This window comes from Mycolicibacterium holsaticum DSM 44478 = JCM 12374 (genome assembly GCF_019645835.1).
In the GTDB taxonomy this organism is placed as follows: Bacteria; Actinomycetota; Actinomycetes; order Mycobacteriales; family Mycobacteriaceae; genus Mycobacterium; species Mycobacterium holsaticum.
Map to the genome: position 1 here is coordinate 337815 of NZ_CP080998.1, position 25401 is coordinate 363215.

The 25401-nt window shown below is 68.5% G+C and carries 13 protein-coding genes; 2 read left to right on the top strand and 11 right to left on the bottom strand.

Translation table 11 applies throughout. The features are described from left to right. Nucleotides 1-8: 8 nt before the first annotated feature. Both pks13 and K3U96_RS01645 read left to right on the top strand, forming a co-directional pair. Nucleotides 9-5492, top strand: a complete 5484-nt coding sequence (pks13, locus tag K3U96_RS01640) for a polyketide synthase Pks13 (RefSeq protein WP_220691854.1) — start codon at nucleotides 9-11, stop codon at nucleotides 5490-5492. Next, entirely contained in the window at nucleotides 5489-7063 is a 1575-nt protein-coding gene (locus K3U96_RS01645; protein WP_220691855.1) for an acyl-CoA carboxylase subunit beta, read from the top strand. The genes pks13 and K3U96_RS01645 overlap by 4 nt, the downstream gene beginning before the upstream one ends. Nucleotides 7064-7075: 12 nt before the next feature. On the opposite strand, the gene K3U96_RS01650 is transcribed toward K3U96_RS01645, so the two are convergent. The 11 genes from K3U96_RS01650 to K3U96_RS01700 all read right to left on the bottom strand — a co-directional run bounded on the left by K3U96_RS01650 (nucleotide 7076) and on the right by K3U96_RS01700 (nucleotide 25396). Next, a complete protein-coding gene (locus tag K3U96_RS01650) occupies nucleotides 7076-7831 on the bottom strand; it encodes a dihydrofolate reductase family protein (RefSeq protein WP_220691856.1) in 756 nt (251 codons plus the stop codon). Further along, nucleotides 7828-9270, bottom strand: coding sequence for a DHA2 family efflux MFS transporter permease subunit (locus K3U96_RS01655; protein WP_230982331.1), 1443 nt, complete (start codon nucleotides 9268-9270; stop codon nucleotides 7828-7830). The genes K3U96_RS01650 and K3U96_RS01655 overlap by 4 nt, the downstream gene beginning before the upstream one ends. Before the next feature lie 5 nt (nucleotides 9271-9275). Next, entirely contained in the window at nucleotides 9276-9899 is a 624-nt protein-coding gene (gene folE, locus K3U96_RS01660; RefSeq protein ID WP_069407930.1) for a GTP cyclohydrolase I FolE, read from the bottom strand. Between the two features lie 139 nt (nucleotides 9900-10038). Next, a complete protein-coding gene (locus K3U96_RS01665; protein ID WP_069407929.1) occupies nucleotides 10039-10947 on the bottom strand; it encodes an MBL fold metallo-hydrolase in 909 nt (302 codons plus the stop codon). Nucleotides 10948-11036: 89 nt separating this feature from the next. Further along, nucleotides 11037-14255: an arabinosyltransferase domain-containing protein gene (locus K3U96_RS01670; protein WP_230982332.1), complete on the bottom strand. Its 3219-nt coding sequence runs from the start codon at nucleotides 14253-14255 to the stop codon at nucleotides 11037-11039. Between the two features lie 8 nt (nucleotides 14256-14263). Then, a complete protein-coding gene (locus K3U96_RS01675; protein ID WP_220691858.1) occupies nucleotides 14264-17551 on the bottom strand; it encodes an arabinosyltransferase domain-containing protein in 3288 nt (1095 codons plus the stop codon). A 48-nt stretch (nucleotides 17552-17599) separates the two neighbouring features. Beyond that, on the bottom strand, nucleotides 17600-20806 hold the full coding sequence (locus K3U96_RS01680; RefSeq protein WP_220691859.1) for an arabinosyltransferase domain-containing protein: 3207 nt from the start codon (nucleotides 20804-20806) through the stop codon (nucleotides 17600-17602). Beyond that, entirely contained in the window at nucleotides 20803-22728 is a 1926-nt protein-coding gene (locus tag K3U96_RS01685; RefSeq protein ID WP_220691860.1) for a galactan 5-O-arabinofuranosyltransferase, read from the bottom strand. Before K3U96_RS01685 ends, K3U96_RS01680 begins: the two co-directional genes overlap by 4 nt. After that, the gene (gene dprE2, locus K3U96_RS01690) at nucleotides 22728-23510 is read right to left on the bottom strand and encodes a decaprenylphospho-beta-D-erythro-pentofuranosid-2-ulose 2-reductase (RefSeq protein WP_069407788.1); all 783 of its coding nucleotides are present in this window, start codon (nucleotides 23508-23510) and stop codon (nucleotides 22728-22730) included. Before dprE2 ends, K3U96_RS01685 begins: the two co-directional genes overlap by 1 nt. A gap of 13 nt (nucleotides 23511-23523) precedes the next feature. Next, the gene (gene dprE1, locus K3U96_RS01695; RefSeq protein WP_069407787.1) at nucleotides 23524-24885 is read right to left on the bottom strand and encodes a decaprenylphosphoryl-beta-D-ribose oxidase; all 1362 of its coding nucleotides are present in this window, start codon (nucleotides 24883-24885) and stop codon (nucleotides 23524-23526) included. 115 nt (nucleotides 24886-25000) lie between these two features. Then, nucleotides 25001-25396, bottom strand: a complete 396-nt coding sequence (locus K3U96_RS01700) for a GtrA family protein (RefSeq protein ID WP_069407789.1) — start codon at nucleotides 25394-25396, stop codon at nucleotides 25001-25003. Nucleotides 25397-25401: the final 5 nt, after the last annotated feature.

Consider the following 25401-nt stretch of genomic DNA (forward strand, 5'->3'; position numbering starts at 1 on the left):
CCCTGAACATGGCTGATACACACGAAGACCCGCAGCCCACGGGCTCCGACGACGCGACACCTGAGATCCAGCCGGCACCCGAGCCGCTGGAATCCGATGTCGCCGCCGAAGCGGCTCCGAAGGCCGCCCCCAGCACCGACATGACGGTCGGCGAGATGCGCAGCTGGCTGCGTAACTGGATCGCCAACGCCACCGGCCAGTCCGCCGACACCATCAACGATTCCACCCCGATGGTGGAGCTGGGGTTGTCCTCGCGCGACGCTGTCGCGATGGCCAGCGACATCGAGGACCTCACCGGCGTCACGCTGACCGCAACGGTGGCGTTCCGGCATCCGACCATCGAGTCGTTGGCCACGGTGATCGTCGAGGGCGAACCGGAACTCGAGGTCGCCGACGGTGACGAGGACTGGGCTCGCGATGTCGACGAGGACGTCGCCAACATCGCGATCGTCGGTATCGCCACCCGCTTCCCGGGTGACATGAACACCCCGGATCAGACGTGGCAGGCCCTGATCGACGGCCGCGACGCGATCACCGACCTGCCCGAGGGACGCTGGGAGGAGTTCCTCGGCGAGCCGCGCATCGCCGAACGCGTCGCCAAGGCGCGCACCCGCGGCGGCTACCTCAGCGATATCAAGGGCTTTGACGCCGAGTTCTTCGCGCTGTCGAAGATGGAAGCCGACAACATCGATCCGCAGCAGCGGATGGCGCTCGAATTGACCTGGGAGGCACTGGAACACGCCCGCATTCCGGCGTCGAGCCTGCGCGGGGCGAACGTCGGCGTCTACGTGGGCAGCTCGCTGAACGACTACAGCTTCCTGGCGATGTCGGACCCGTCGATCGCGCACCCCTACGCGATCACCGGGACCGCCAGCTCGATCATCGCCAACCGGGTCTCCTACTTCTACGACTTCCGCGGACCGTCGGTCTCGATCGACACGGCGTGCTCGAGCTCGCTGGTGGCCGCACACCAGGGTGTGCGCGCCCTGCGGTCGGGCGAGGCCGACGTCGCGATCGTCGGCGGTGTCAACGCGTTGATCACGCCGCTGGTCACCGTCGGCTTCGACGAGGTCGGCGGGGTGCTGGCGCCCGACGGCCGGATCAAATCGTTCTCCGCCGACGCCGACGGCTACGCCCGCTCCGAGGGCGGCGGCATGCTGGTGCTCAAGCGGCTCGGCGACGCGCGCCGCGACGGCGACGACATCATCGCCGTCATCGCGGGCAGCGCGGTCAACCACGACGGACGGTCCAACGGTCTGCTCGCGCCCAACCCGGATGCGCAGGCCGACGTGTTGCGCAAGGCGTACAAGGACGCCGGCATCAACCCCCGCGACGTCGACTACATCGAGGCCCACGGCACCGGCACCATCCTCGGCGACCCGATCGAGGCCGACGCGCTGGGCCGCGTCGTGGGCAGGGGGCGCACCGCCGACAAGCCCGCACTGCTGGGCGCGGTGAAATCCAATGTCGGACACCTGGAGTCGGCAGCGGGCGCGGCCAGCCTCGCCAAGATGGCGCTGGCGTTGCGCAACGGCAAGATCCCGCCGTCGATCAACTACGCCGGACCCAACCCCTACATCGACTTCGACGGCGTGCATTTGAAGGTCGCCGACACCGTCACCGACTGGCCGCGTTACAGCGGGCGCGCGATCACCGGCGTTTCCGGGTTCGGCTTCGGCGGCGCCAACGCGCACCTGGTGCTTCGCGAGGTGCTGCCGTCGGATCTTGTTGCGCCAGAACCCAAGCCGGAGCCCGAGCCCGAGAAGCCGGCGGCTTCGGAGGCCAACGCCGTCTATGTGGGCGGGGTGCGGATGGACGAGTACGGCGAGTTCGTCGATGAGCCGCTTGCGCGAAGAGAATCAGGCTTCGACGACGATGACGACGATGACGACGACGGGCTGGATCGGCCGGTGCACGTCGCCGACGACGAACCCGAGCTGCCCGGGCTGACCGACGAAGCGCTGCGCCTGCTGGCGGTGGCCCGTGAAGAACTCGAGTCGGGCGAACAGCCGACTCCGGTGGTGCCGCTGGCGGTCTCCGGCTTCCTGACGTCGCGCAAGAAGGCCACCGCCGCTGAGCTGGCGGACTGGATCGACAGCCCGGAAGGGCGCGCGTCCTCGCTGGAGTCGATCGGGCGCGCTCTGTCGCGGCGCAACCACGGCCGTTCGCGCGCAGTGGTTCTCGCCCACGACCACGACGAGGCCGTCAAGGGGCTGCGGGCGGCCGCCGAGGGTAAGCAGAGCCCGATCGTGTTCAGCGCCGACGGCCCGGTCACCAACGGACCGGTCTGGGTGCTGGCCGGATTCGGTGCGCAGCACCGCAAGATGGCCAAGAGCCTGTACCTGCGCAACGACGTGTTCGCCGACTGGATCAACAAGGTCGACGCCCACGTGCAGGACGAGCGCGGCTACTCGATCGTCGAGCTGATCCTCGACGATTCGCAGGACTACGGCATCGAGACCACCCAGATCACGATCTTCGCGATCCAGATCGCGCTCGGCGAGCTGCTCAAGCACCACGGCGCGAAACCCGCTGCGGTGGTGGGCCAGTCACTGGGCGAGGCCGCCGCGGCGTACTTCGCCGGCGGGCTCTCGCTGGAGGACGCCACCCGCACCATCTGCTCACGCTCGCACCTGATGGGTGAGGGCGAGGCCATGCTGTTCGGCGAGTGGATCCGGTTGATGGCGCTGGTCGAGTATTCGGCCGAGGAGATCGAGACGGTGTTCAAGGGGGATGAAGCCTTCTCCGATCTGGAGGTGTGCGTCTACGCCGCGCCCACCCAGACGGTCATCGGCGGGCCGCCCGAGCAGGTGGACGCGATCATCGAACGCGCCGAGTCCGAGGGCAAGTTCGCCCGCAAGTTCCAGACCAAGGGCGCCAGCCACACCTCGCAGATGGATCCGCTGCTGGGTGAACTGGCCGCCGAACTGGTCGGTATCGAAGCCCATCCGCTGAGCATCGGCTACTTCTCCACCGTGCACGAGGGCAACTACATCCGACCCGGCGAGACGATCCACGACGTGGACTACTGGAAGAAGGGGCTGCGGCACAGCGTCTACTTCACCCACGGCATCCGTAACGCCGTCGACAACGGCCACACCACGTTCCTCGAGCTCGCGCCGAACCCGGTGGCGCTCATGCAGGTCGGCCTCACCACGGCCGCGGCCGGTCTGCACGACGCGCAGCTGATCGCGACGCTGGCGCGCAAGCAGGACGAAGTCGACTCGATGATCACCGCGATGGCCCAGCTCTACGTGCACGGCCACGATCTGGACATCTGGACTTTGTTTGAGCGCGGCGAGTACGCCGACATCCCGCCCACCCGGTTCCGTCGCAAACCGCACTGGCTGGAGGCGCGGTTCACCGGCGACAGCTCGACGATGATGCCGGGCAACCACGTCGCCACGCCCGACGGACGACACGTGTGGGAGTTCTCACCCAAGGGTGAACCCGATCTCGCGGCGTTGGTGAAAGCCGCTGCCGTGCAGGTGCTTCCGGACGCCAAACTGGTCGCCTCCGAACAGCGCGCGGTGCCCGGCGAGGGCGCTCGGCTGGTGACCACGCTGACCCGTCATCCCGGCGGGGCCAGTGTGCAGGTGCACGCGCGGATCGAGGAGTCGTTCACGCTGGTCTACGACGCGGTGGTGAGCCGCGGCGGCGCCGCAGGCGCGCTGCCGATGGCGATGGCCACGGGTGCGGCGGTGGGGTCCGGCCAGGTCCTTGCGGACGACTCCGCTTCACCCGATGTCGCCGCTGACGCGGCTCCGGAGATCCTGCAGGACAACCTGGCCGCCGGTGCGGGGCTGGCCGCCGGCTTCGCGAAGTGGTCACCGGATTCCGGGGAGACCATCCACGACCGGCTGGGCGCGATCGTCGGCGGCGCAATGGGTTACGAGCCCGAGGACCTGCCGTGGGAGGTGCCGTTGATCGAGCTCGGCCTGGACTCGCTGATGGCCGTGCGGATCAAGAACCGCGTCGAATACGACTTCGACCTGCCGCCGATTCAGCTGACCGCGGTGCGCGACGCCAACCTGTATGCCGTCGAGAAGCTCATCCAGTACGCGATCGAGCACCGCGACGAGGTGGACCAGATCGCCGAGCACCAGAAGACCAAGACCGCCGAGGAGATCGCGGCCGAGCAGGCCGAGTTGATGGGTGGTGCGACCACGGTCGCCGAACTCGAGCAGGTGCTCGCCGAGCGGACCGGGGAATCCCCGCTGACCAGCGCGGGCACCGCGACCCCGACCGACATTCCGCCGCCGAACAACCCGGCGGGTCCCGACATCCCGCCCCCGCCGACCGATCCCAGCGGGCCATCGCAGTCGACGGTGGCGGCCGCCTCCAAGCTGCTCACCCAGGAGGCGGTCACCGAGGCGCTGGGCTCCGATGTGCCCCCGCGCGACGCCGCCGAGCGCGTCACGTTCGCGACGTGGGCGATCGTCACCGGCAAGTCACCGGGCGGCATCTTCAACGAACTGCCCGCGATCGACGACGCGACCGCGACCAAGATCGCCGAACGGCTGACCGAACGCGTCGACGAGGGCACCGTCACCGTCGACGACATCCGCGCGGCCAAGACCATCGAAGAGCTCTCCAGCACGGTCCGTGAGTACCTCGAGGGTGGCAAGGTCGACGGCTTCGTGCGGGTCCTGCGCGCGCCGAAGGAAGGGTCCGACCAGGTCCCGGTGTTCGTGTTCCATGCCGCGGGCGGATCGACGGTGGTCTACGAGCCGCTGCTCAAGCGGCTGCCGGCGGACACCCCGATGTACGGCATCGAGCGGGTGGAGGGCTCCATCGAGGAGCGCGCCCGCGAGTACGTGCCGAAGCTGCTGGAGCTCAACGGCTGGGCGGGCGATGGGGCCAAGCGGGGCCGGCCGTTCGTCCTGGCCGGATGGTCGCTGGGCGGGGTGCTGGCCTACGCGTGCGCGATCGGGCTCAAGGAGGCGGGTGCCGACGTCCGGTTCGTCGGGTTGATCGACGCGGTGCGCCCGGGTGAGGAGATCCCGCAGACGCAGGAAGAGACCCGCGCGCGCTGGGATCGCTACGCCCGCTTCGCCGAGCGCACCTTCAACGTCGAAGTGCCCGCGATCCCCTACGAGGAGCTGGAGAAGCTCGACGACGAGGGACAGGTGCGGTTCGTGCTGGACGTGGTGAGCCAGAGCGGGGTGCAGATCCCCGGCGGGATCATCGAGCACCAGCGCACGTCGTATCTGGATCAGCGGGCGATCGACACCGCCGAGATCAAGCCGTACGACGGCGCGGTCACCCTCTACATGGCCGACCGCTACCACGACGACGCCATCTACTTCGAGCCGCGTTACGCGACGCGCGCACCCGACGGCGGCTGGGGCGAGTTCGTTTCCGACCTCGAGGTCGTGCCCATCGGGGGTGAACACATCCAGGCGATCGACGAGCCGTACATTGCGAAGGTCGGCGCCCATATGAGCGAGGCGATCAGCCGGATCGAGTCCGAGGAGAAGCAGGCGAAGTGACCACTGAATCTCTCCCACCCACCCGCACAAAGACCACCGCTGAACTACTGGCCGAGCTGCGCGAAAAGCTGGAGCTAGCCAAGGAGCCCGGCGGTGAGAAGGCAGTCGCCAAGCGCGCGAAGAAGGGCATTCCGAGCGCCCGTGAGCGCATCCACGCGCTACTCGACCCGGGCAGCTTCCTCGAGATCGGCGCCCTGGCGAAGACACCCGGTGATCCCGACGCGCTGTTCGGCGACGGCGTCGTGACTGGGCACGGCCGGATCAACGGCAGGCCGGTCGGGGTGTTCAGCCACGACCAGACCGTTTTTCAGGGCTCGGTCGGGGAAATGTTCGGCCGCAAGGTCGCCAAACTGATGGAGTGGGTGGCCATGGTCGGCTGCCCGATCATCGGCATCAACGACTCGGCCGGGGCCCGGATCCAGGACGCGGTGACCTCGCTGGCGTGGTACGCCGAGCTGGGGCGCCGCCACGAACTGCTGCGCGGCCTGGTGCCCGAAATCTCCATCATCCTCGGCAAATGCGCTGGCGGCGCAGTGTATTCACCGATCCAGACCGACCTCGTGGTGGCCGTACGCGATCAGGGCTACATGTTCGTCACCGGCCCGGACGTGATCAAAGACGTCACCGGCGAGGACGTGTCGCTCGACGAGCTCGGCGGCGCCGACGCCCAAGCCCGCTACGGCAACATCCACCAGGTGGTGGAGGACGAAGCCGCGGCGTTCGCCTACGTCCGCGACTACCTGAGCTTCCTGCCCGCCAACACCTTTGACGACCCGCCGATCGTCAACCCGGGCATGGAGCCCGAGATCACACCGCACGACTATGAACTCGACTCGATCGTGCCCGACAGCGACAACATGGCCTACGACATGCACGAGATCCTGCTGCGGATCTTCGACGACGGCGACGTGTTCGACGTCGCAGAGCAGCAGGGTCCGGCGATCATCACCGCGTTCGCCCGCGTCGACGGCCGCCCGGTCGGGGTGATCGCCAACCAGCCGATGCACATGTCCGGCGCGATCGACAACGAAGCCTCCGACAAAGCCGCCCGCTTCATCCGGTTCTGCGACTCCTACAACCTGCCACTGGTTTTCGTGGTGGACACCCCGGGTTTCATGCCCGGCGTCGAGCAGGAGAAGGGCGGCATCATCAAGCGCGGCGGCCGCTTCCTGAACGCCGTCGTCGAGGCCGACGTGCCGAAGGTGACGATCACGATCCGCAAGTCCTATGGCGGCGCGTACGCGGTGATGGGCTCCAAGCAGCTTTCCGCCGACCTGAACTTCGCGTGGCCCACCGCCCGGATCGCGGTGATCGGCGCCGAGGGCGCCGCGCAGCTGTTGGTGAAGCGGTTCCCGGACCCCACCGCCCCGGAGGTGCAGAAGATCCGGGCGGACTTCATCGAGGGCTACAACCTCAACATGGCCACCCCGTGGATCGCGGCCGAGCGCGGCTACATCGACGGGGTGATCGAACCGCACGAAACCAGGCTGCTGCTGCGTAAATCATTGAACCTGTTGCGCGGCAAGCAGATTCAGCGTGTGCAGCGCAAGCACGGCCTCACCCCGATCTAGGGCGGCCGAAGGTCAGGGCCGAACCCACCGGACGATGACGGTTCCGTCGCTGCCGAGCAGAATGTCCTTGCGCCGCATCCGGATCTCGACATGCTCGGACGTGGCGGCGATGCGCCGTGCGGGTCCGGCCACCATCATCGGGCTGGTGGTTAGACACAGTTCGTCGATCTCGTCGACCGCGACCAGGCCGGAGAACAGGGTGGGGCCGCCCTCGACGAGGACTCGGTTCAGCCCCAGATCGGCAAAAGCTTTGCGTATTGTGCTGCAAAGGTTCTGACCGGTCGCTACCTCCCGCACGATCGCGCCGGCCGAGGCAAGGCTGCGCCGCGCCCCGTTGGGTGCACTCGCGGAGACGAACACGATCGGTGGTGTGGCCGCATCGGCCAACAGATGCGGCGGGATCACGGCGCGGCTGGACAGCACCGCGAGCCGCAGGGCCGGCGACAACCCGTGCGAACAACGCCACGGTTGCGCGTCGGCGGCGACCTGGATGTCGGCATAGGGCGCCGACGCCGCGGTGGTGCTCCCGACGAGGATCACGTCGGCAACCTCACGCAACCGCTTGAATACCCGCCGGTCCGTATCCGTGCCCAACTTCCTGCCGGCACCTTCGAGCGTCACGGCCCCGTCGATGCTAGTGATGAAATTCGCGCGAAGACGTGGCCGGGACAGCCTGTCGGGGTAGGCGAAGAGGTCGCGCAAAGCGTCGTCGGTCAGCGTATCGGGTTCGTGCACGGTCGAGCGCGATATCGAGGCGACAGCGGTCATAGCGCGGTGCTCACATTCGTCTGCGGTTGGTATCTGACCGTCACCGCGCGCTCCGCCGGCCGCGGGCGGTCGACGAAGAACAGCGCGGTGATCACGCCCAAACCGGCGGCGAACGCCGGCAAGAGCATCGACTGCGACATCGCATCGTAAAACGGTGTCGCGGGGCCACCGGGTCTGCCGTGCAGCAGCGCTGTCATCAACGCGGCGATACTGGCGCTGCTGAGCACCGCCCCGGCCTGCCGGATCGTGTTGAACACCGCCGAGCCGGCACCCGCCAGGTCGGCCGGTACCGTCCGGGATGCGATGACAGCCAGCGGTTCCCACGTCAACGCGCCGGCGGCACCGATCACTGTGAGCGGCAACGTCAACCGCCAGACGGGTGTGGACGGGTTCATCTCCAGCGCAAGCCAGCCGAGGGCGAGCGCCATAGCCGCAAAGCCCGGAGCGACGATGGCCCGCGGATGGACGCGGTCGACGAGCATGCCGACAATCGGGGCCAGCACGCCGGTTGCGATGGCCATCGGCAGCGTCAGCAACGCCGCCTGGGTGGCCGAAAGGCCCCGCGTGTCTTGTAGATAGAACATCAACGGAACGGCGAAGGCGACGACCGCGAAGCTGGTCAGCGCGATGCCGACGTTGGAGAGGCCGAAATCGCGGTGGCGGAACAACGTCAGGGGAACCAACGGCTCATGCGGCTGCACCGACTGCCAGACCACGAAGACCGCAAGCAGCGCCAGCCCGCCGAAGATCAGCCCCCAGATGCCGGGCGCCCAGCTGTGGTTCTGGCCCTCCTGCAAACCGAACACGATCAAACAGATCCCGACGGTGGACAGCAGCACCCCGACGCCGTCGAAGCGATGCCGCCTGCCGGGTAGCGCGGGTACCAGCCGTAGCGCCAACACCAACCCCAGCGCGCCGATCGGGACGTTGATCAGGAAGATGCCCTGCCAGCCCAGCCCGTCGATGAGCACACCGCCGAGCAGCGGACCGGTGAACATACCCACCGCCGCGGTGGCCCCCCAGATGCTCATCGCGACGCCGCGGCGTTGGGCAGGGAAGCTGCGGGTGACCACCGAAAAGGTCTGCGGCGTCAGCAGCGCAGCGCCGATCCCCTGGGCGACCCGTCCGCCGATCAGCATGCCGATGGACTCGGCCAGCCCGCACCACAACGACGCGGCAGTGAAGATCCCCAGGCCGATGAGGTAGACGGTCTTTGGCCCGAACCGGTCGCCGAGGCGTCCGCCGATCAGCAGGAATGCGGCAAACATCAACAGGTAGGCGCTGGTCACCCAGATCACCGCTTCGTAGCCCGCGCCGAACTCCTGTTTGAGCGCCGGGTTGGCGACCGCGACGACGGTCGAATCGACGACGATCAAAAAGAAGCCGACCATCATCGCCCACACCGCGCGGAACGGCTGACTGCTCGTCGGCGTGGGCACGTCGATCACCGTCGTAACAGCAGATGCAGCGCCTCAGCCCGCGACGTCGCATCGGTTTTGAACTGACCCCGAACCGCGGAAGTCGTCGTGATGGCCCCCGGCTTACGCACTCCGCGCATCGCCATACAGAGATGCTCGGCCTCCACGACAACAATGACGCCGCGCGGATTCAACTTATTCATAATCGCCTCGGCGATTTGTCCGGTAAGCCGTTCCTGCACTTGCGGACGCCGGGCGTATAACTCGACCAATCGAGCGATTTTGGACAATCCCGTTACCCGGCCGTCTTCGCCGGGAAGATAGCCAACATGGGCCACTCCGTGGAATGAAACCAGGTGATGTTCGCACGTGGAGTACATCGGAATTTGCTTGATCAGCACGAGCTCGTCATGTTGTTCATCGAACATCGCCGTCAGCACGTCGTCGGGATCGCTGTACAGACCGGCGAATATCTCGCGATATGCCCGTGCGACGCGGGCCGGAGTGTCGCGCAGACCATCTCGGTACGGATCTTCTCCGACGGCGACCAGCAAGTCGAAAATGGCGGCTTCAACGGCCGCCTGATCGAATAACTGTGCCCGGCTTACTTTGCCGTTGGCAGTATGCGGCGCTTCTGGCGACTGCAACATATTGCCTCCTCGCGCCGCAATACAGAAAGGCCGCTTTCTCCAGGAATTGCGCAGGTATAGCCAAACTAATAGCAGAGCATTTACGTCACCGTCAGTTGTTTTGGAGAATTCGCGGTGTGGCCTGCTCTGTGGGTGGCGGTCAGATCGGCGGCAGTTCGAGCCAGCCGTCGACCTGAAACGCGTCGCCGCGGGCGACGACCCTCGCGCCGCCGTGGCCCGGATAGTGCGCCGGGATGACCGCGGCGCGCCGCCGCGAGGCCTCGGTGAGAATCCGTCGCCGCGTCACCGCCGCCGCCTCGAAGTCCTCGTCCCATCCGCACGGATCACCCGGCCGGGCGATCTGGATCGGGCAGTGCGTCAGATCGCCGACGAACACGGCGGGCTTGCCGGCGTCGAGCCACACCACCGACGAACCCGGGGTGTGTCCCGGGGCCGGACGTAGCCACAGCGACTCGCTGAGCTGGTGGTCGTCCGACCACAGCTCGATCTGATCGTCGACCGGAGAAACGCTGTCCCCGAACACCGTTCGGACATGACGCTGTGCCGACTCCTCATCCTCGGTGCGCGGGGTCGACGTCTGCGCGGGCCCGTCCGGCGCGAAATGCCGGTAGTCGGCCTCGGGCACCAGATAGCGGGCGTTGGGGAAGGTCGGCACCCAGTCATCGCCGTCGCGCATGGTGTTCCAGCCGACGTGGTCGAAGTGCAGATGGGTGTTGACGACGACGTCCACGACGCCCGGGTCGAAGCCGGCGTTGCGAAGTGTCTGCAGGAAGTCCGTCTGCAGGTTGTCCAACACGGCCATTCGCGGCCGGGCCTTGCCGTTGCCCGCGCCGGTGTCGACCAGCACGGTCAGCCCGTCGACCTCGATGACCCAGACCTGCAGGGCGATGCGCCAGCCGGCGTCGGTCCAGAACGTCGGCGCGAACTCGTCGGCGTGTTCGCGCCAAGCCTGCGCCGGGGTGTGCGGGAACACCGCGGTGGGGAGGTCGTCGACCTGCCATTCGATGACGCGGGTGAGCGTCGCGTTGCCGAGCCGGACCTGGTCCACGAACCTCAGGCTAGGTGACGGCGAGCGTGCGTAAACTTCGGCAAAACCCCGGCGTGTCGCCCTCAAACACACACGCCCGCGCAAAGGGGCTACGGCTTGATCCGGATGTGGCCGGGGGAGTACAGCCCGCTGTGCGTGGCGGTGCCGAACTCCAGCTCGGCGGGCTGTGCCTCGCGCGCCTCGGGGGTGGGCTCGAACTTGCGCAGCGAACCCCAATCGCGGCCCCAGTCCTGCGACAGGTAAGTGGCCATCACATGCGCGCGCAACAGCAGATCGCTGATGCCGAGCAGCCCGCCGCTGAGGCCGTCCTGCCAGGTGTCGGTGTCTTTGCGCTTGGCGTTGTAGTCCGGTGTGATCCGGAACTTGGGGATCTCGGTGACACCGTTGGCGTGCAGCATCGGCTGCTGACACGGGAACGCCAGGCCCACCGCCCAGTCCATCAGCACCGGCTGGTCGGAGCCGACGTACTCCTGAACCGAGCGCAGTTCCGGTACCCGCGGCGGGGTGACCGCCACCCAGTCACCGCGGGTCAGCGAGTCGTCGTCGGCGACGACGCGGACCGCGACCGCATCGGCGGGGATGTCGGAACGGGCGAACCGCAGATTGCGCCACGACGGGATCGGGCCGAGGTCGTAGGGCACCAGCCGGCCCGCGGGCACCGGTGCGCCGTCCTGGCCGGCCGTGGCGTACTCGAGGACGACGGTCTGGCCCTCCGTGCGCCCGTTGAACACGCTGTCCCCGGTGATGGTGCCCGCGGCGGTGACGACCACCAACGGATGAGCATCGTCGGGCGGCGGTAGCTCGTACCACGCCGAGGTCAACAGGCTCTCCTGCTGCGGGCCGGTGGCGTAACTCCCGGCCAGCGGCACCCTGGCCGGGTCGAGCTGATACGGCAGCGGCACCGTGGACCCGTTGACGCCGGGGCTGTCGAGCTCGGTGGAATGATCCCAGTCGTAGTCCGTGCCCGGCATCGGCAGGTTCATCCGGATCGCCTCGGCGACAATCTTTTCCGGCACGCCGTCGGGGGTGAAGCCGACCGGGTCGACCCCGCCCAGCGGACCCAGCGGGCCGTAGTCGCCCGGCAGCGGCGTCAAGAAGCCGTCGTTGGGATCGGGTTCGACGAGCACGTCGTCGGCCAGCCCGCAGCCACCGGCGAAGGCCCGCAGGTTCGCCCACGCGTTGGAGTAGGTCGGGTACTGCCGGATCGCGCCCACCAGCATCGAACCGACGAACACCACCACCATGAACCCGGCGGTGACGGGGATCGGCGCGGCGGTCAACGCCCGGGTGATGCGGCCCTCGCCGCGGTCACGGGCCGCGAAGTGCAGCCACATCGCATACAGCGCAGCGACCGCGAACAGCGCGAAGAACACCGTGCTGACCGTGACGCCGCCGATCGCGGGCATGTCGTTGTTGAACGGCACACCGAAACTCGACACGTACCACCAGCCGTTGGTGGTGGCAAAGCACAGCGCCAGAAGGAACAGCACCGCGGCCAGCACCGCCATCCGGTTGCGCGACCAGCGCAGCACGGCAGGCGATACCAGCACGGTGGCCAGCGCCGCCATGGCCGCGCCCACCGCGGCGAACAACCCGAAGTGGTGCACCCACTTGGTGGGGGTGAACATCAGGAAGAAGATGGTGCCGAAGATGACACCCATCAACCGCCACGCCGGACCCCGGGCGACACCGGGAATTCGCTTGCGCCGCATCATGATGAACATCGACACCAACAGCGACAGCGCGGTGATCAGGAAGCCGAACCGCCGCGACAGTGAACCGTCGACCGTCGGCAGGATCAGGTAGTAGTACCGCAGGTTCTCGGTGTACCACTCCTGGTTGGGCCCGATGTCGGTGCGGATACGGGTCGCCTCGAGCACGGTCGCCAAGGTCTGGTCGAAGAAGACGATCGCCAGGATGACGGTGCCCGCGGCCAGCATCGGCGCCACCAGCGGCCAGGTGCCGACCAGACTCCGCCGCCGCACCAGGATCCGCAGGATCGGGCGGCCACCTGCGAGCAGTGCGGCCACCGCGATCAGCCCCGTCGGCTGAATGCCCAGCGTGAACGCCGCGGTCAGCGTCGCCAGCGCGGCCGGGGTCAACCGGCCCGAGATGATCGCGCGTTCGATCAGCACGTAGGTGATCAACGCGCCGGTGGCGATCTGGCCCTCGGGACGCAGGCCGTTGTTGAACGGCATCCACGCCGCGAGCAGCACCAGGCCGGCCGCCCACAGCGCGGGTTTACTGGCCGCCACCGCGGGGCCCAGCCGGGGCAGCACTTCGCGAGACAGCAACAGCCAGCACAGGATTCCGCACACCAGGTCGGGCAGCCGGATCCAGATGCTGGCGTCGCTGACGCTGGTCATCATCGCCAGCAGGTTGTAGTACCAGCCGAACGGGTCCTCGGGGCTGCCGAACCAGCGGAAGTAGTTCGACATGTACCCGGCGTGCCCGGCGACGCGGGCCATGCCCAGGATGTAGCCGTCGTCAGACGAGTTGGCCCCGATGACATGCCAGATTAGGAATCCGCCGACGACGGTGACATCGGTGGCGGTGAACGTGCGCCACCGCTGCGGGATCAGCCGGTGCATCCGCCGCCCGTCGAGGCGGTCCAGCCGCCACAACGCCAGCAGCGCGAGCACGGTGGAAAGGATCGCCAGCACCATTGCGGTCAGCTTCAACGGCGTTGGCTTGGAAGAGAACCGGGTGTCGATGGTGGCCGATACGGACAGCCCGGGCGGTGCGGGACCGGTCAACTCGGTGAACACGCCGACGATCTGCGGGCGCAGGTTCGGGTCGGTGAACCCGCTGCGCTGTTCGGAGCCGTCGGACTTGGTCAGCCCGACGAACGTCGCGAACGTGCCCTCCTCGGTCGACGTGATGTCGATGTGTTGACAGGCAGCCGATTCCACCTCGGCGCGGGGCACGCTGGCCACCACCACGTTGCGGTCGGTGATGTCGACCCGTTCGTCGGACACGTTGACGAACAGCGACTGCAGGGCGGCCTGCTTACCGTCGCTGGGTGCGGTGCCGAACACCACGCCACCCGACGGCGGCATCGAGCGGACCACCGCGCAGGGCACGGTCGCGGTCATCGACACCGGCGTCAACGAGATCAGCGGCGAGGTCACGTTGTTGAGCTGACCGTGCTGCGGCCACTGCAGGGTCGCGGTGGTCTGCACCACCGGCAGCAGCGGGGTCGCGACCGACAACACGAAGCCGATCAGCCCGGCGACGGTGGCCACCCAGCGCGCGATCGTCACGTCACGGCTCGTCGCGGCGCGGGTCACGGTCTCGGTCTCGGTCATGGCCCGCGTCATGGCAGCGCCCTGATCGGTCCGTTGCGGCTCCACCCGAAGACGCGTTGCGTGCCCTGTTCGACGGCGGCCTGCGGTGCCTGCGACGCGGGCACCACCCGGTCGTAGCGTTCGATCGAACCCCAGTCGCGGTACCAGTCACCGCGCAGATACGTCGGAACCGTCGAGGTGCGCAGCAGCGCCTGGATGAACAGGAACGGGCCGCCGTCCTGGGCGGACTGCCACATGTTCGACGACGACACCACCTGCTTGAAGTTGGGCAGGATCCGGTACTCGGGCAGTTCGGCGATGCCGAGACGCTCGGCGAACGGCCGCTGGCAGGGGAAGTTCGCGGCCGTCGCGATGTCCATCAGCACCGGGGTCTGCGAGCCGAGGAACTCCTGCGCGGTTTCCAGCACCGGCACCCGCGGCGGCGTGAACGCGAACCACTGATCGGTCGACAGGTTGGGGTCGTCGGCGACGATGCGCGCGACGTTGGCCTCCGGCGGCGCCCACGACAGCGGGAATCGCAGGTTGCGCCAAGCCTTTTGGGGGAAGATGTCGATCGGCTGCACCTCACCAAGCGCCTGATAGCTGCCATCGGGGTGGTGCACGCCCCACTGCAGCTTCAGTGACTGTCCGTAGTTGAACGAACCGTCCTCCTCGTAGTACCAGATGGCACCGGCTGCGGCGACCGTCACCAGCGGCCGGTCGGGGGTGCGAGGCGGCAGCTGATACCACGCCGAGGTGACCGTCGCCGCCACGTCATTCTCGTCGTAGCTGCCCATCACCGGCGTGCGGTCCGGGTCCAACCCGAACGGCAGGAACACCCGGGATCCGTTGATGCCCTCGGGCCCGTACCCGCCGCCGGTACCGGCGGCGTAGCCGATGCCGACGTTGGGCTCGTTCGGTGAGCCGTCGGAGTTGACCAGACCGGGATTGGCGGTGACCGGTTCGGCGGGTTCCAGGGTGTCGCTGACCCCGTTGGGGGTGAACCCGACCGGGTCCGCACCGCCGAGCGGGCCGTATTCTCCGAAGCGCTGCCCCGGAACCGGTTGCAGCAGACCGGCATTGGTGTCGCGTTCGACCAGCACGTCGTCGGCCATCGCGCAGCTAGGTGTCGAATTCATCCCGACGAAACCAGTCAACGCCGACAGGTTCGCCTTGGCGGTGGTGTAGACCGGATAGCGCTGCACGGCGCCCTTGGCCATCGAACCGACCTCGAGCACCACCATGATGATCGCCACCACCAGTAGCGGTGTGGAGGCCAGCACCCGGTTGCGGCGGGTGTCGGCCACCTGGGTGTGCCCGGCGTAGTCGATGCGGAAATGCAACCACGCCGACAGCAGGCCGGTCGCGATCGCCAGCACGAGGAAGATCGTCATCACCGGGACACCGGCCAGCACGGGCTGCTTGTCGAACCACGGCACCCCGTAGTTGCCGACATAGAACCAGCCATTGATACCGGAAGTGGCCCAGGCCAATACGAACAGCAGCGCGGTGACGTAGAGCGCGAGGTTGCGTCGGCTGTGCAGCCCGACCCGCGCGAACGCGAACGCGGTGACCGCGCCGAGCGCACCGGCCAGGCCCGCGAACGCCCCGAACTGCACCGCCCACTTCGTCGGGGTGAACGTCAGCAGCAGCAGGCCCACCGCGGTCACGCCGATCAACCGCCACACCGGGCCCTTCGCCATCCCGGGCACGCTGCTGCGGCGCAACAGCACCGCGAGCATGCCGAACAGGCACAAGAACATCACCAGCACGGCAAAGCGCCGGGTCAGCGACGAGTCGACGCTGTCCTCCACGGTGAGGAAGTAGTAGCGCAGAAAGTCCTGATACCAGGCGATGGTGGGGCCGACCTTGTACTTGATGCGGGCCGACTCGGCGACGGTGGCCAGCGTCTGGTCGCGGAACACCACCACGAAGATCAGGGCGGCCGACGCGGCCAGCGCGGCCAGCGGGGCCGCCAGACCGTCGACGGGGCGGCGCGCCCGGATGGCTCTGGCGATCGCGCGGGCACCCACCAGCAGCGGCGCCAGCGCGATGAGACCCTGCGGCGCCAGCGTCACGGTGAACACCGCGACGACGATCGCGAGCGCCGCCGGCCACAGCCGCCGGGTGCCGATCGCGTTCTCGACCAGCATCCAGGCCGCGACCACGCCGAACGCAATCAGCGGTTCGGGGCGCAGCCCGTTGTTGAACGGCAGCCACGCGGCCAGGAACACCGCACCGGCCGTCCACACCGCGACCCGGTTACCCGCCAGGCCCGCCTTACCGGGGCCCAGCCGGGCCAGCACGCAGCGGCTGATCAGCAGCCACGTGCCCACCGCGGCCAGGGTTGCCGGCAGCCGCATCCACACCCCGGCGGTGCTGACCGTCGCCAGCTGCGACAGCACGGACTGGTACCAGTCGAACGGGGCCTCCGTCGCGCCGAAGTAGCGGAAGTAGTTCGCGGTGTAGCCGGCCTCGTTCGCCACGCGGGCGATGGTCAGGTTGTAGCCGTCGTCGGAGGAGATAGCTCCGATCAGATGCCACAGCAGCAGCGTGCCGACCACGCCGATGTCGGCCAGCCGGTGCCACCCCCCGACGCGCCAGAACCGGCGCCATCCGCGGGGCACCCGGCGTCCGGAGGTGCGGTCCAGCACCGCCAGCGCGACGATCGACGCGATCACGCAGAGCACCCCGAGCACCAGCACGGCGAGCTTGAGGGCGGTCGGGGAGGTGATGAACCGGGTGTCGACGTCGATCCGCGCGGACAGCTCTGGGCTGGATGTCGCCGCCGCGGCGGCTCCGGCCTGCGCAGGTATCTCGAGCTCGGTGAACACCCCCGCGACCTGGGGTTTCTTATCGGCGGACAGGGTGCCCGCCGCGCCGGGGATACCGACGAAGTCGGCGCCCACCTCGCCGGGGTTGGCCCAGATGTGCAGTGTGCTGCACGCCCCGGCCTGCACCGCGGGCCTGGGGGCCACCGCGGCGACCGAGTCGCGCACCGCGACGACGACGACATCGGAGGTGGCCCGCACGAACAGCCCGTTGCGGCTGGCGTCGATGCCTGCGGGCGGCACCGTGGAGAGGACCAGCCCGCCGTCGTCCGGCAGCGTCGCGACGGCCTGGCAGGGGATGGAGATGTCGAGCGTGAGCGGTGCGCCGGACACCAGCGGGGCGGTGATATCGGAGACGAACCCGTCGGGGTCGGCGGCCTGCGGCCACAGAATGGTCGCGGTGGTCTGCGCGACCGGCAGCAGCGGGGCCAGCCCGCACAGCAGGACGCCCGCGATGCCCGCGACGGCCGCGATCAGTCGCGTCATGCGATGAGACGGGTCGCTGGGCACGAGGGTCGATGGTAGGCGACGAAGCTAATGACGCAGCGGCGCCGGGCTCCACAGCCCGCTACGCGTCGCCGAACCGAGATCGATCCGCGCCGGCTGCGCGTCCGGGTAGTACGGGGTCAACTGCTGAAGGGCGCCCCAGTCGCGGAACCAGTCGTCGGACAGATACGACGGCACCGTGGTGGCGCGCACCAGCAGCTCGGTGATGCCCAGCGGTCCGCCGCCCAGGTTGTCCATCACCGGTGAGTTGGCCTCTGCGCCGAACCGGTCGGGCAGGATGCGCCACTTCGGCACCTCGATGACGCCGTTCTGGTGGTCGAACGGCCGCTGGCAGGGGAAGGCCATGCCGACCAGCCAGTCCAGCAGCACCGGGTCGGCCGAGCCGACGACGTCCTGCAGCGTGCGCAGTTCGGGGATGCGCGGCGGGGTGAGCGCGATCCAGTGCTCGGGGTTGAGGTCGTCGTCGGTGGCGACCAGCCGCACCCGGGTGGCGTCGTCGGGGATGGCGTCCATCGGCACCCGCAGGTTGCGCCAGGCCGGGGACGCGCCGACGTCGCCGAACACCACGCTGCCCGCCGCGTCGTCGCCCTCGTCGCCCGCCCACTGCACGAGGACCTCGCCCGGATCGAAGCGTCCGGCCGCGGCCACCACGAGCAACGGGCCGGTCTCGTCGCGTGCGGGCAGCCGGTACCACGCCGAGCGCAGCGACGCCGGCTGCTGTGTGCCGCTGCGCCAGCTGCCCATCACCGGCGTGGTGGCCGGGTTCAGCTCGAACGGCAGCCGCGCGCGGGATCCGTTGATCCCCGCAGACGCGGTGGTGCCGCCCTCGGTGCCGGCCTCGCCTGCGGTGTCGTCGCCTTCGGGGGTATCGGCGAAGTTCGTCGCGGTGCCGGGGCCGCCCATCACCTCGTCCGCGGACAGGTCCGACGGAATCCCGTTGGGGCCGAAGCCGTCCGACGTTTCGGCGCCCAACGCCTCACCGACGGGGCTGTCCACCGGCGCCAGCATGCCCGCGTTGGCGTTCTGTTCGACGAGCACGTCTTCGGCCAGCCCGCAGGTCTTGCCGGTCAGCGCTTCGAGGTTGGAGCGGCCCACGCTCCACGCCGGATACTGGTCGGTCATGCCCAACGTCAGCGACAGCACCTCGAACACCACCAGGGCCCAGGTGGCGATCGCCAACGGCGCCTGGACGACCCGCTGCCAGCGCCGCGGTTCGCCCGGCGGTGACGCGTCGCGGCCGGAGAAGTGGAACCACGCCGCCACCAGCAGGGCGATCACCGAAAGCCCGAGCAGCATCGTGGTGAAGCCGAACCGCCACTCCGGGAACTCGTTCGACCACGGCACACCGAAATTGGAGACGTACCACCAGCCGTTGACGGTGGCGAACGACAGCGCGGTGGCGAACAGCACGGCCGCGGTGAACACCGACCGGTTACGCCGCGAGCGCATCGCGGCGGCGCTGACCGCGACGGCGGCAAGGGCCCCGAGCGATCCGGCCAACCCGGCGAACACGCCGAAATGGTGGGTCCACTTGGTCGGGGTGAACATCAACGCCAGGAACGAGATGATCGTGATCCCGACGATGCGCCGGCTCGGCCCCAGCGCGGTGCCGGGAATCCTGAACTTGCGCAACGCCATCGCCACTGAAACCGCCAACGTCAGCAGCAGGGTCAGCACCGCGAACCGGCGGGCGACCGAACCGTCGGGGCTGGTGGTGAACAGCCGCTCGTAGCGGATGTGCTCGTCGAACCAGGACAGGCTGGGGCCCACCGCCGACTTGAACGTGCTGGCCTGCAGTTCGCCGATCAACGTCTGGTCGCGGAAGATCAGAATGATCGTCACCGTGGCCGCGGCCAGGATCGGCGCCAGCAGGGCCAGGTAGCCGAACCGCGAAGTATGCGCGGCCACAATCGTTTTCAGCGGACCGACGGCGACCAGCAGCGCGCCGACCGCGGCGATGCCGGTCGGGCCGGAGAACAGGGTGAGCGCGCCGATGATGATCGCGACCGCCACCGGGAGCAGCCGGCTGGTGGCCACCCCGCGTTCGACCGAGCACCAGGTGAGCAGGATGCCGAGCGCGATGATCGGCTCGGGTCGCAGCCCGTTGTTCAGCGGCAGCCAGAACGCCAGGAACAGTCCGGCCGCCGTCCACGCCGCGGCGCGGCTGGACTTGACCGCGTGCCCGAGCCGCGGGATCACCTCGCGGCTGATCAGCCACCAGCAGGCCAGCGCCATCACCAGCGTGGGCAGCCGCATCCACACGCTGTGGGTGCTGACGTGTGACCACAGCGCCAGCAGGTCGTAGTACCAGCCGAACGGCGCCTCGGGGGTGCCGAACCACCGGTAGTAGTTGGCCATGTAGCCGGCATGCTCCGACACCCTGGCCATGGTGAGGATGTAGCCGTCGTCGGCGGTGTTGGCGCCGACGAAGTGCCACCACACCAACACGGCGGTGACCACCCCGTCGAGCGGCCCGAACGACCACCACCGCGGCGGCAGGAAGCGCCTGACCTTGCGGCCGTCGGCGGTGTCGAGCACGTGCAGCGCGCCGAGCGCGACCACCGTCATCGCCACGCCGAGGATCATCGCGAGCAGTTTCAGCAGCGTCGGCGAACTGCTGTAGCGGGAGTCGATGGTGGCCGAGAACTCCAGGCCGGGCGGCGCGGGCCCGGACAGGTCGGTGAACACGCCGACGATCTGCGGGCGGAAGTCGTAGCCGCTGCGCTCGCCGCTCAGCGGCGCACCGGGATCCTCGCTGTCCGGGCCTTCGACCAGGCCGACGAACTCGCCGGTGACCTTGTCGGCGTGCGCGGTGAACGTCAGCCGTTCGCACTGCGGGCTGAGCACCGCCGCCAGCGGCGCGCTGACCACCGGGGTGTTGCGGACGATGACCAGCAGGTCGCTGTTGACCCGCTCGATGAGCAGGCCGCGGTCGACGGCCTTGGGCGCCTGCTTGGGCACCGTGGACAACAGCACCGTTCGGCCCTCGTTGTCGGGTCCGGCCAGGCCAGCGGCCGCGCGGCACGGCACCGTGATCGTCAGGTCGGTGGCCACGTAGCCGATCAGCGGCGCGTTGACGCTCTGCAGCACCCCGTTCTGCGGCCAGTTCAGCTCCGCGGTGGTCTGCTTGACCGGCAGCAGCGGGGTCGCGATCGCGAGCGCCGCGCCGAGCAACCCGGCGACGACGGCGATCAGCCGCGCGGTCCGGTGGTTCGCCCCGACTTGGCCAGTCACGGGGCTTGATCGTAATTGGGCAGCCGGATGGCCAGCACGAACGGTCCGATCTCGGAGACGTCGAAGCGCGGGTCGTCGAACAGGGCTTCGTCGAGCTCGACGTGGTAGCGGCGCACGTTGGGCTGGTTGGGGTAGACGTCGGAAGCCAACCGCAGCGTGTAGGAGTCGCCCGCGCCCCCCGAACCAGCACTGCGCATCAGGAACACCGTCGGCGGTTTCCACGGCAGCGCGTCGAGGGCGTCGATGAACTGGTCGGCGTCGGTCAGGGTGGCCCAGTTCTCGATCGCATCGGCCCGCTTGTCGAACTGTGCGAGCGGGTTGGCGTAATGCGACGTCAACCCCTGGAACCCGTAGTAGGGGTAGTACGACAGGAAGCTGTAGTCGGCGGTCATCACCACGGTCTCGTTGCGCGGCAGCCCCGTCACGTCGCGGATCTTCCCGTCGATCTCGCGGTAGTAGCGCTCGGCACCGGGCGGTCGCCGGTCGGCGCGTTGGCCGTAGCCGTCGGTGTCGGTGTAGGCCACCGCGATGTCGGGGCGCAGCACGTCGGGGATGTCCTGGCTGTACGTCACGGCGCCGATGGCGCCGATCGTGGCGGCCGCGGCGACCACGCGCCTGCTCATTTCCGGGCGGTAGCGCGCGGCGATCGCCGACGCGGTTTCGATGAAGCCGAACGCGCCCGCGGCGGCCAGCAGCACGGTCAGCGTCGGGTTGAGCCGGAACGACAGCAGCGTGGTGCCGGCCAGCGTGGTCAGCATGGACAGCAGCGACCACGCGTAGATAGCCAACACGGCGATCGCCAACGCGCCCGCGCGGGTCGATGACCGCGCGCGCCAGACCAGCCACAGCGTGCCCAGCATGCACAGCGCGCCCAGCAGGGTGAAGTGCAGCATGGGGAATTCCAGTTCGGCGCCTACCGACGGCAGATAGTGCTGCGCGGTGCCCGAGTCGGCCGGCTCGCCGCGGATCGCGGCGGCCAGCCACGGGGCCCAGCCGATCAGCGCGATCGCGCCGGAGAGCGCACCGATGACGACCAGCCGCAGCAGCGGTTCGGCGCGTCTTGGCTTAATGTCGCCGCCGGAGCGGCTCCAGCGCGCCACTGTCACTACCAGCGCCATCAGCGTCAGCGTGAACGCGGCGTAGCCGAACAGCAGGGTGTAGAACAGCGCGGTGATGCCCAGGAAGAGCCCGACGCCGATGACCGCGGCCCAGCCACCGGCCCTAGTGGCGCCCTGGAGCCCCGACCAGGCCAGCACGAACACCGCCGGCAGCAGCGCGGTGATGATCGCGGCGTACGGTTCGGCCGGTGCGTAGGCGAGCGTTGCCGCGGCGGTGGCCGTCGCGACGATCAGCGCGTATTCGAAGCGAATCATCGCCGCCCACAACACGAACGCGGCGGTGATCGCGATGGTGATGGAGATGATGGCCCACGGTTTGAACATCTCCCAGCCCGGGATGCCGGTCAGGTCGGCCAGCCGGCCGCCGATCCAGAACCAGCCCGGTGGATAGAAGGGCGGTAGCCCGTAATACGTCATGTCGTGCAGTGCCGCGGTGTCGGTGAGCCGGGTCAGGTACTCGGTGCGGAACTGCTGGTCGACCGAAATGCCGTGCAGGTAAAGCTTCGTGGCGCCCAGCGGCATCGCCAGCGTCACCACCGAGAACGCCGACAGGAACGCCGTCGCACCGCCCCACGCCAGCAAGCGTCTGCCGCGCCGCCACGCCCATCCCGATGCCAACAACCCTGCCAGACAACCGACTTGGCCGACCGTGGTCAGCGCGTGCAGCTGGTTGGACGAGTTGTACGCCGGCCAGTCCACCCGCGATATCGCGATCAGCGAGATCACCGTGACGACGATCGCCACGGCCGCGCCGGCCGCCAGCTGGCCGACGACCTTGGTCGGGCTGGCCAGTGCGCCGCGCATCAGATGGGGAGCTTGCGGAAGATGGGCCGCGGAATGTGCCGCAACACCATCATCACGTACCTGAACACCCCCGGTGCCCATACCAGTTCCTTGCCCTTGGCCGATGCTGTGACCGCCAGTTCGGCGACGTCTTCCTTGTCGACGGTGAACGGCGCTTCCTTGCTGCCGGTGGCCTTCCAGTGCTCGATCGTGGTGCGGGTGCGCACCTGGCCGGGCCGGATGACCAGTACCTGTACCCCGGACTCGCGCAACGCCTCGCCGAGCCCGAGGTAGAACCCGTCGAGTCCGGCCTTGGTGGAGCCGTACACGAAGTTGGACCGCCGTACCCGCTCACCGGCCGCCGAGCTCATCGCGATGATCCGGCCGAAGCCTTGGGCGCGCATCTTCTCGCCGAGCAGCACACCGACCGAAACTGCTGCGGTGTAGTTGATTCCGGCGATCTGCACGGCCTTGGACTGGTTCTGCCACAGCTCTTCGGCGTCGCCGAGCAGGCCGAACGCCACGATCGCGACGTCGACATCGCCGTGGCTGAACGCGGCGTCGATCACCGCAGGGTGGCTCGCGGTGTCCAGGGCGTCGAAGTCGATCAGCTCGACGGATTTGGCGCCTGCGGCCTGTAGCTGGGCGACGGCGGCGTCACGGCCCGGGTGGTTCGGCAGTTCGGCCAGGATGACGCGCGCCGGCGCGTCGCGCAGATACCGCTCGCAGATGGCCAGCCCGATCTCGGACGTGCCGCCGAGCAGCAGAATGGTCTGGGGGTTTCCCACGGCATCAAGAACCATGTGCGGGCACCATTTACAACAGCTCCAAACGTCGGGCCATGTCGGACGCGAACACCGAGTTGGGATCGACCTTGCGGCGCATGGCGATCCACTCGTCGATTCGCGGGTACATGGCGTGGAAGGTCTCCGCGGTGGTGCGGGAGTCCTTGGCGGTGTAGAGCCGGCCGCCGAACTCCAGCACCCGACGGTCCAGGTCGGTCAAGAATTCACCCAGCCCCGGCTTGACCGGGAAGTCGACACAGACGTTCCAGCCGGGGATCGGAAAGCTCAGCGGCGCTTGGTTTCCGGGGCCGAACAGCTTGAACACGTTGAGGAACGAGTAGTGGCCCGACCGCTGGATGTCGACGATGATCGCCTTGAACTCGTCGACCGCTTCGGTGGGCACCACGAACTGGTATTGGGTGAAACCCGCGGGCCCGTATGCCCGGTTCCATTCGCCCAGCATGTCCAGCGGGTGGTAGAACTGCGTCAGGTTCTGGATCTTGCCGCGGTAGGTGCCCGACTTGCGGTACCACAGCTCCCCGATCGGCCCGAACGTGTACTTGTTGGCCAGCCCGTTGGGGAAGATGTCGGGGAAGGTAAGCAGTTGCGGCGCATCGAATTTCAGCGGGTCGCGCTGGAGTTTGGCGGGCAGCTGGTCCAGCCGGGCCAGTGAGCCGCGTGATATCGCGGCGCGGCCGAGCTTGGGTGGCGCGCTGATCGCGTCGAACCAGGCGCTGGAGTAGGTGTAGTTGTCCTCGCTGCCGTCGCTGTGGAACGCGATTGTCTCGTCCAGGTTCGCGGTGACGTCGCCGTCGGCGATGAAGTACGCCGTTTCGGTCGGCGTCATCTCGATCGTGGCGCGCAGGATGATGCCGGTAAGCCCGTTGCCGCCGACGGTCGCCCAGAACAGTTCGCTTTCGGGCCCGTCGGGGGTCAGCCGCCGGATCTCGCCCTCGGCGGTCAGCAGGTCGATCGAGCGGACATGGTTACCGAAACTGCCGGCGCTGTGATGGTTCTTGCCGTGGATGTCGCAGGCGATCGCCCCGCCCACGGTGACCTGCCTGGTGCCGGGCAGCACCGGCACCCACAGCCCGAACGGCAACGCCGCCTTCATCAGCGTGTCCAAGCTCACGCCCGCGTCCACGTCGACGATGCGGGTCTCGGCGACGATGGAGTGGATCCGGTTCAGTGCCGTCATGTCGATCACCAGGCCGCCGCCGTTCTGGGCGTTGTCGCCGTAGGAGCGGCCGAGCCCGCGGGCGATGACGCCGCGCTGGCCCGTCGTCGCCACCGCCTGCGCGATGACCTCGACATCCGGTGTCGACAACACCTGCGCGACTGACGGGGCGGTGCGTCCCCAGCCGGTCAGGCGTCGTGTCGTGGTCTCGGACATCGTGACGAGGGTACCGTGCGGCCCGCGCGCGTCATCACCGCTGAATTTTGCGTACAGGGCCATCGATTGGGCCGCACAACGACCCTCAACGCCAAATTGCGCGGCCGGGGGCGGGTCAGCGCAGCCGGAAGATGACCGCGCGCTGCACGACGAAGTTGATCACCGTCGCGGTGCCCTGGGCGATGACGAACGCGACCGGCACCCGCCACGGCTTGTCCTCCCACGCCACGTACAGCAGGTAGTTGATGCCGACCTGCGCGGCGTAGGTCACCGCGTAGAGCGCGCATACCGCGATGAACCGCGCTGTGCTCGGCGGCGCCTGAAAAGTCCATCGGCGGTTGATCAGATAGGCCGTGGTGGTGCCCGCGATGAAGCTGAGGGTCTTGGCCACGTTCACGTGCAGCCCGACCGCCAGAAACGCCACGTACAGGCCGAAGTCGACGATCGCCGACAGCCCGCCGGTCACGATGAACCGCCAAACCTGGGTGCCCAGGCTCAGGGTCGGTTGCATGGGGG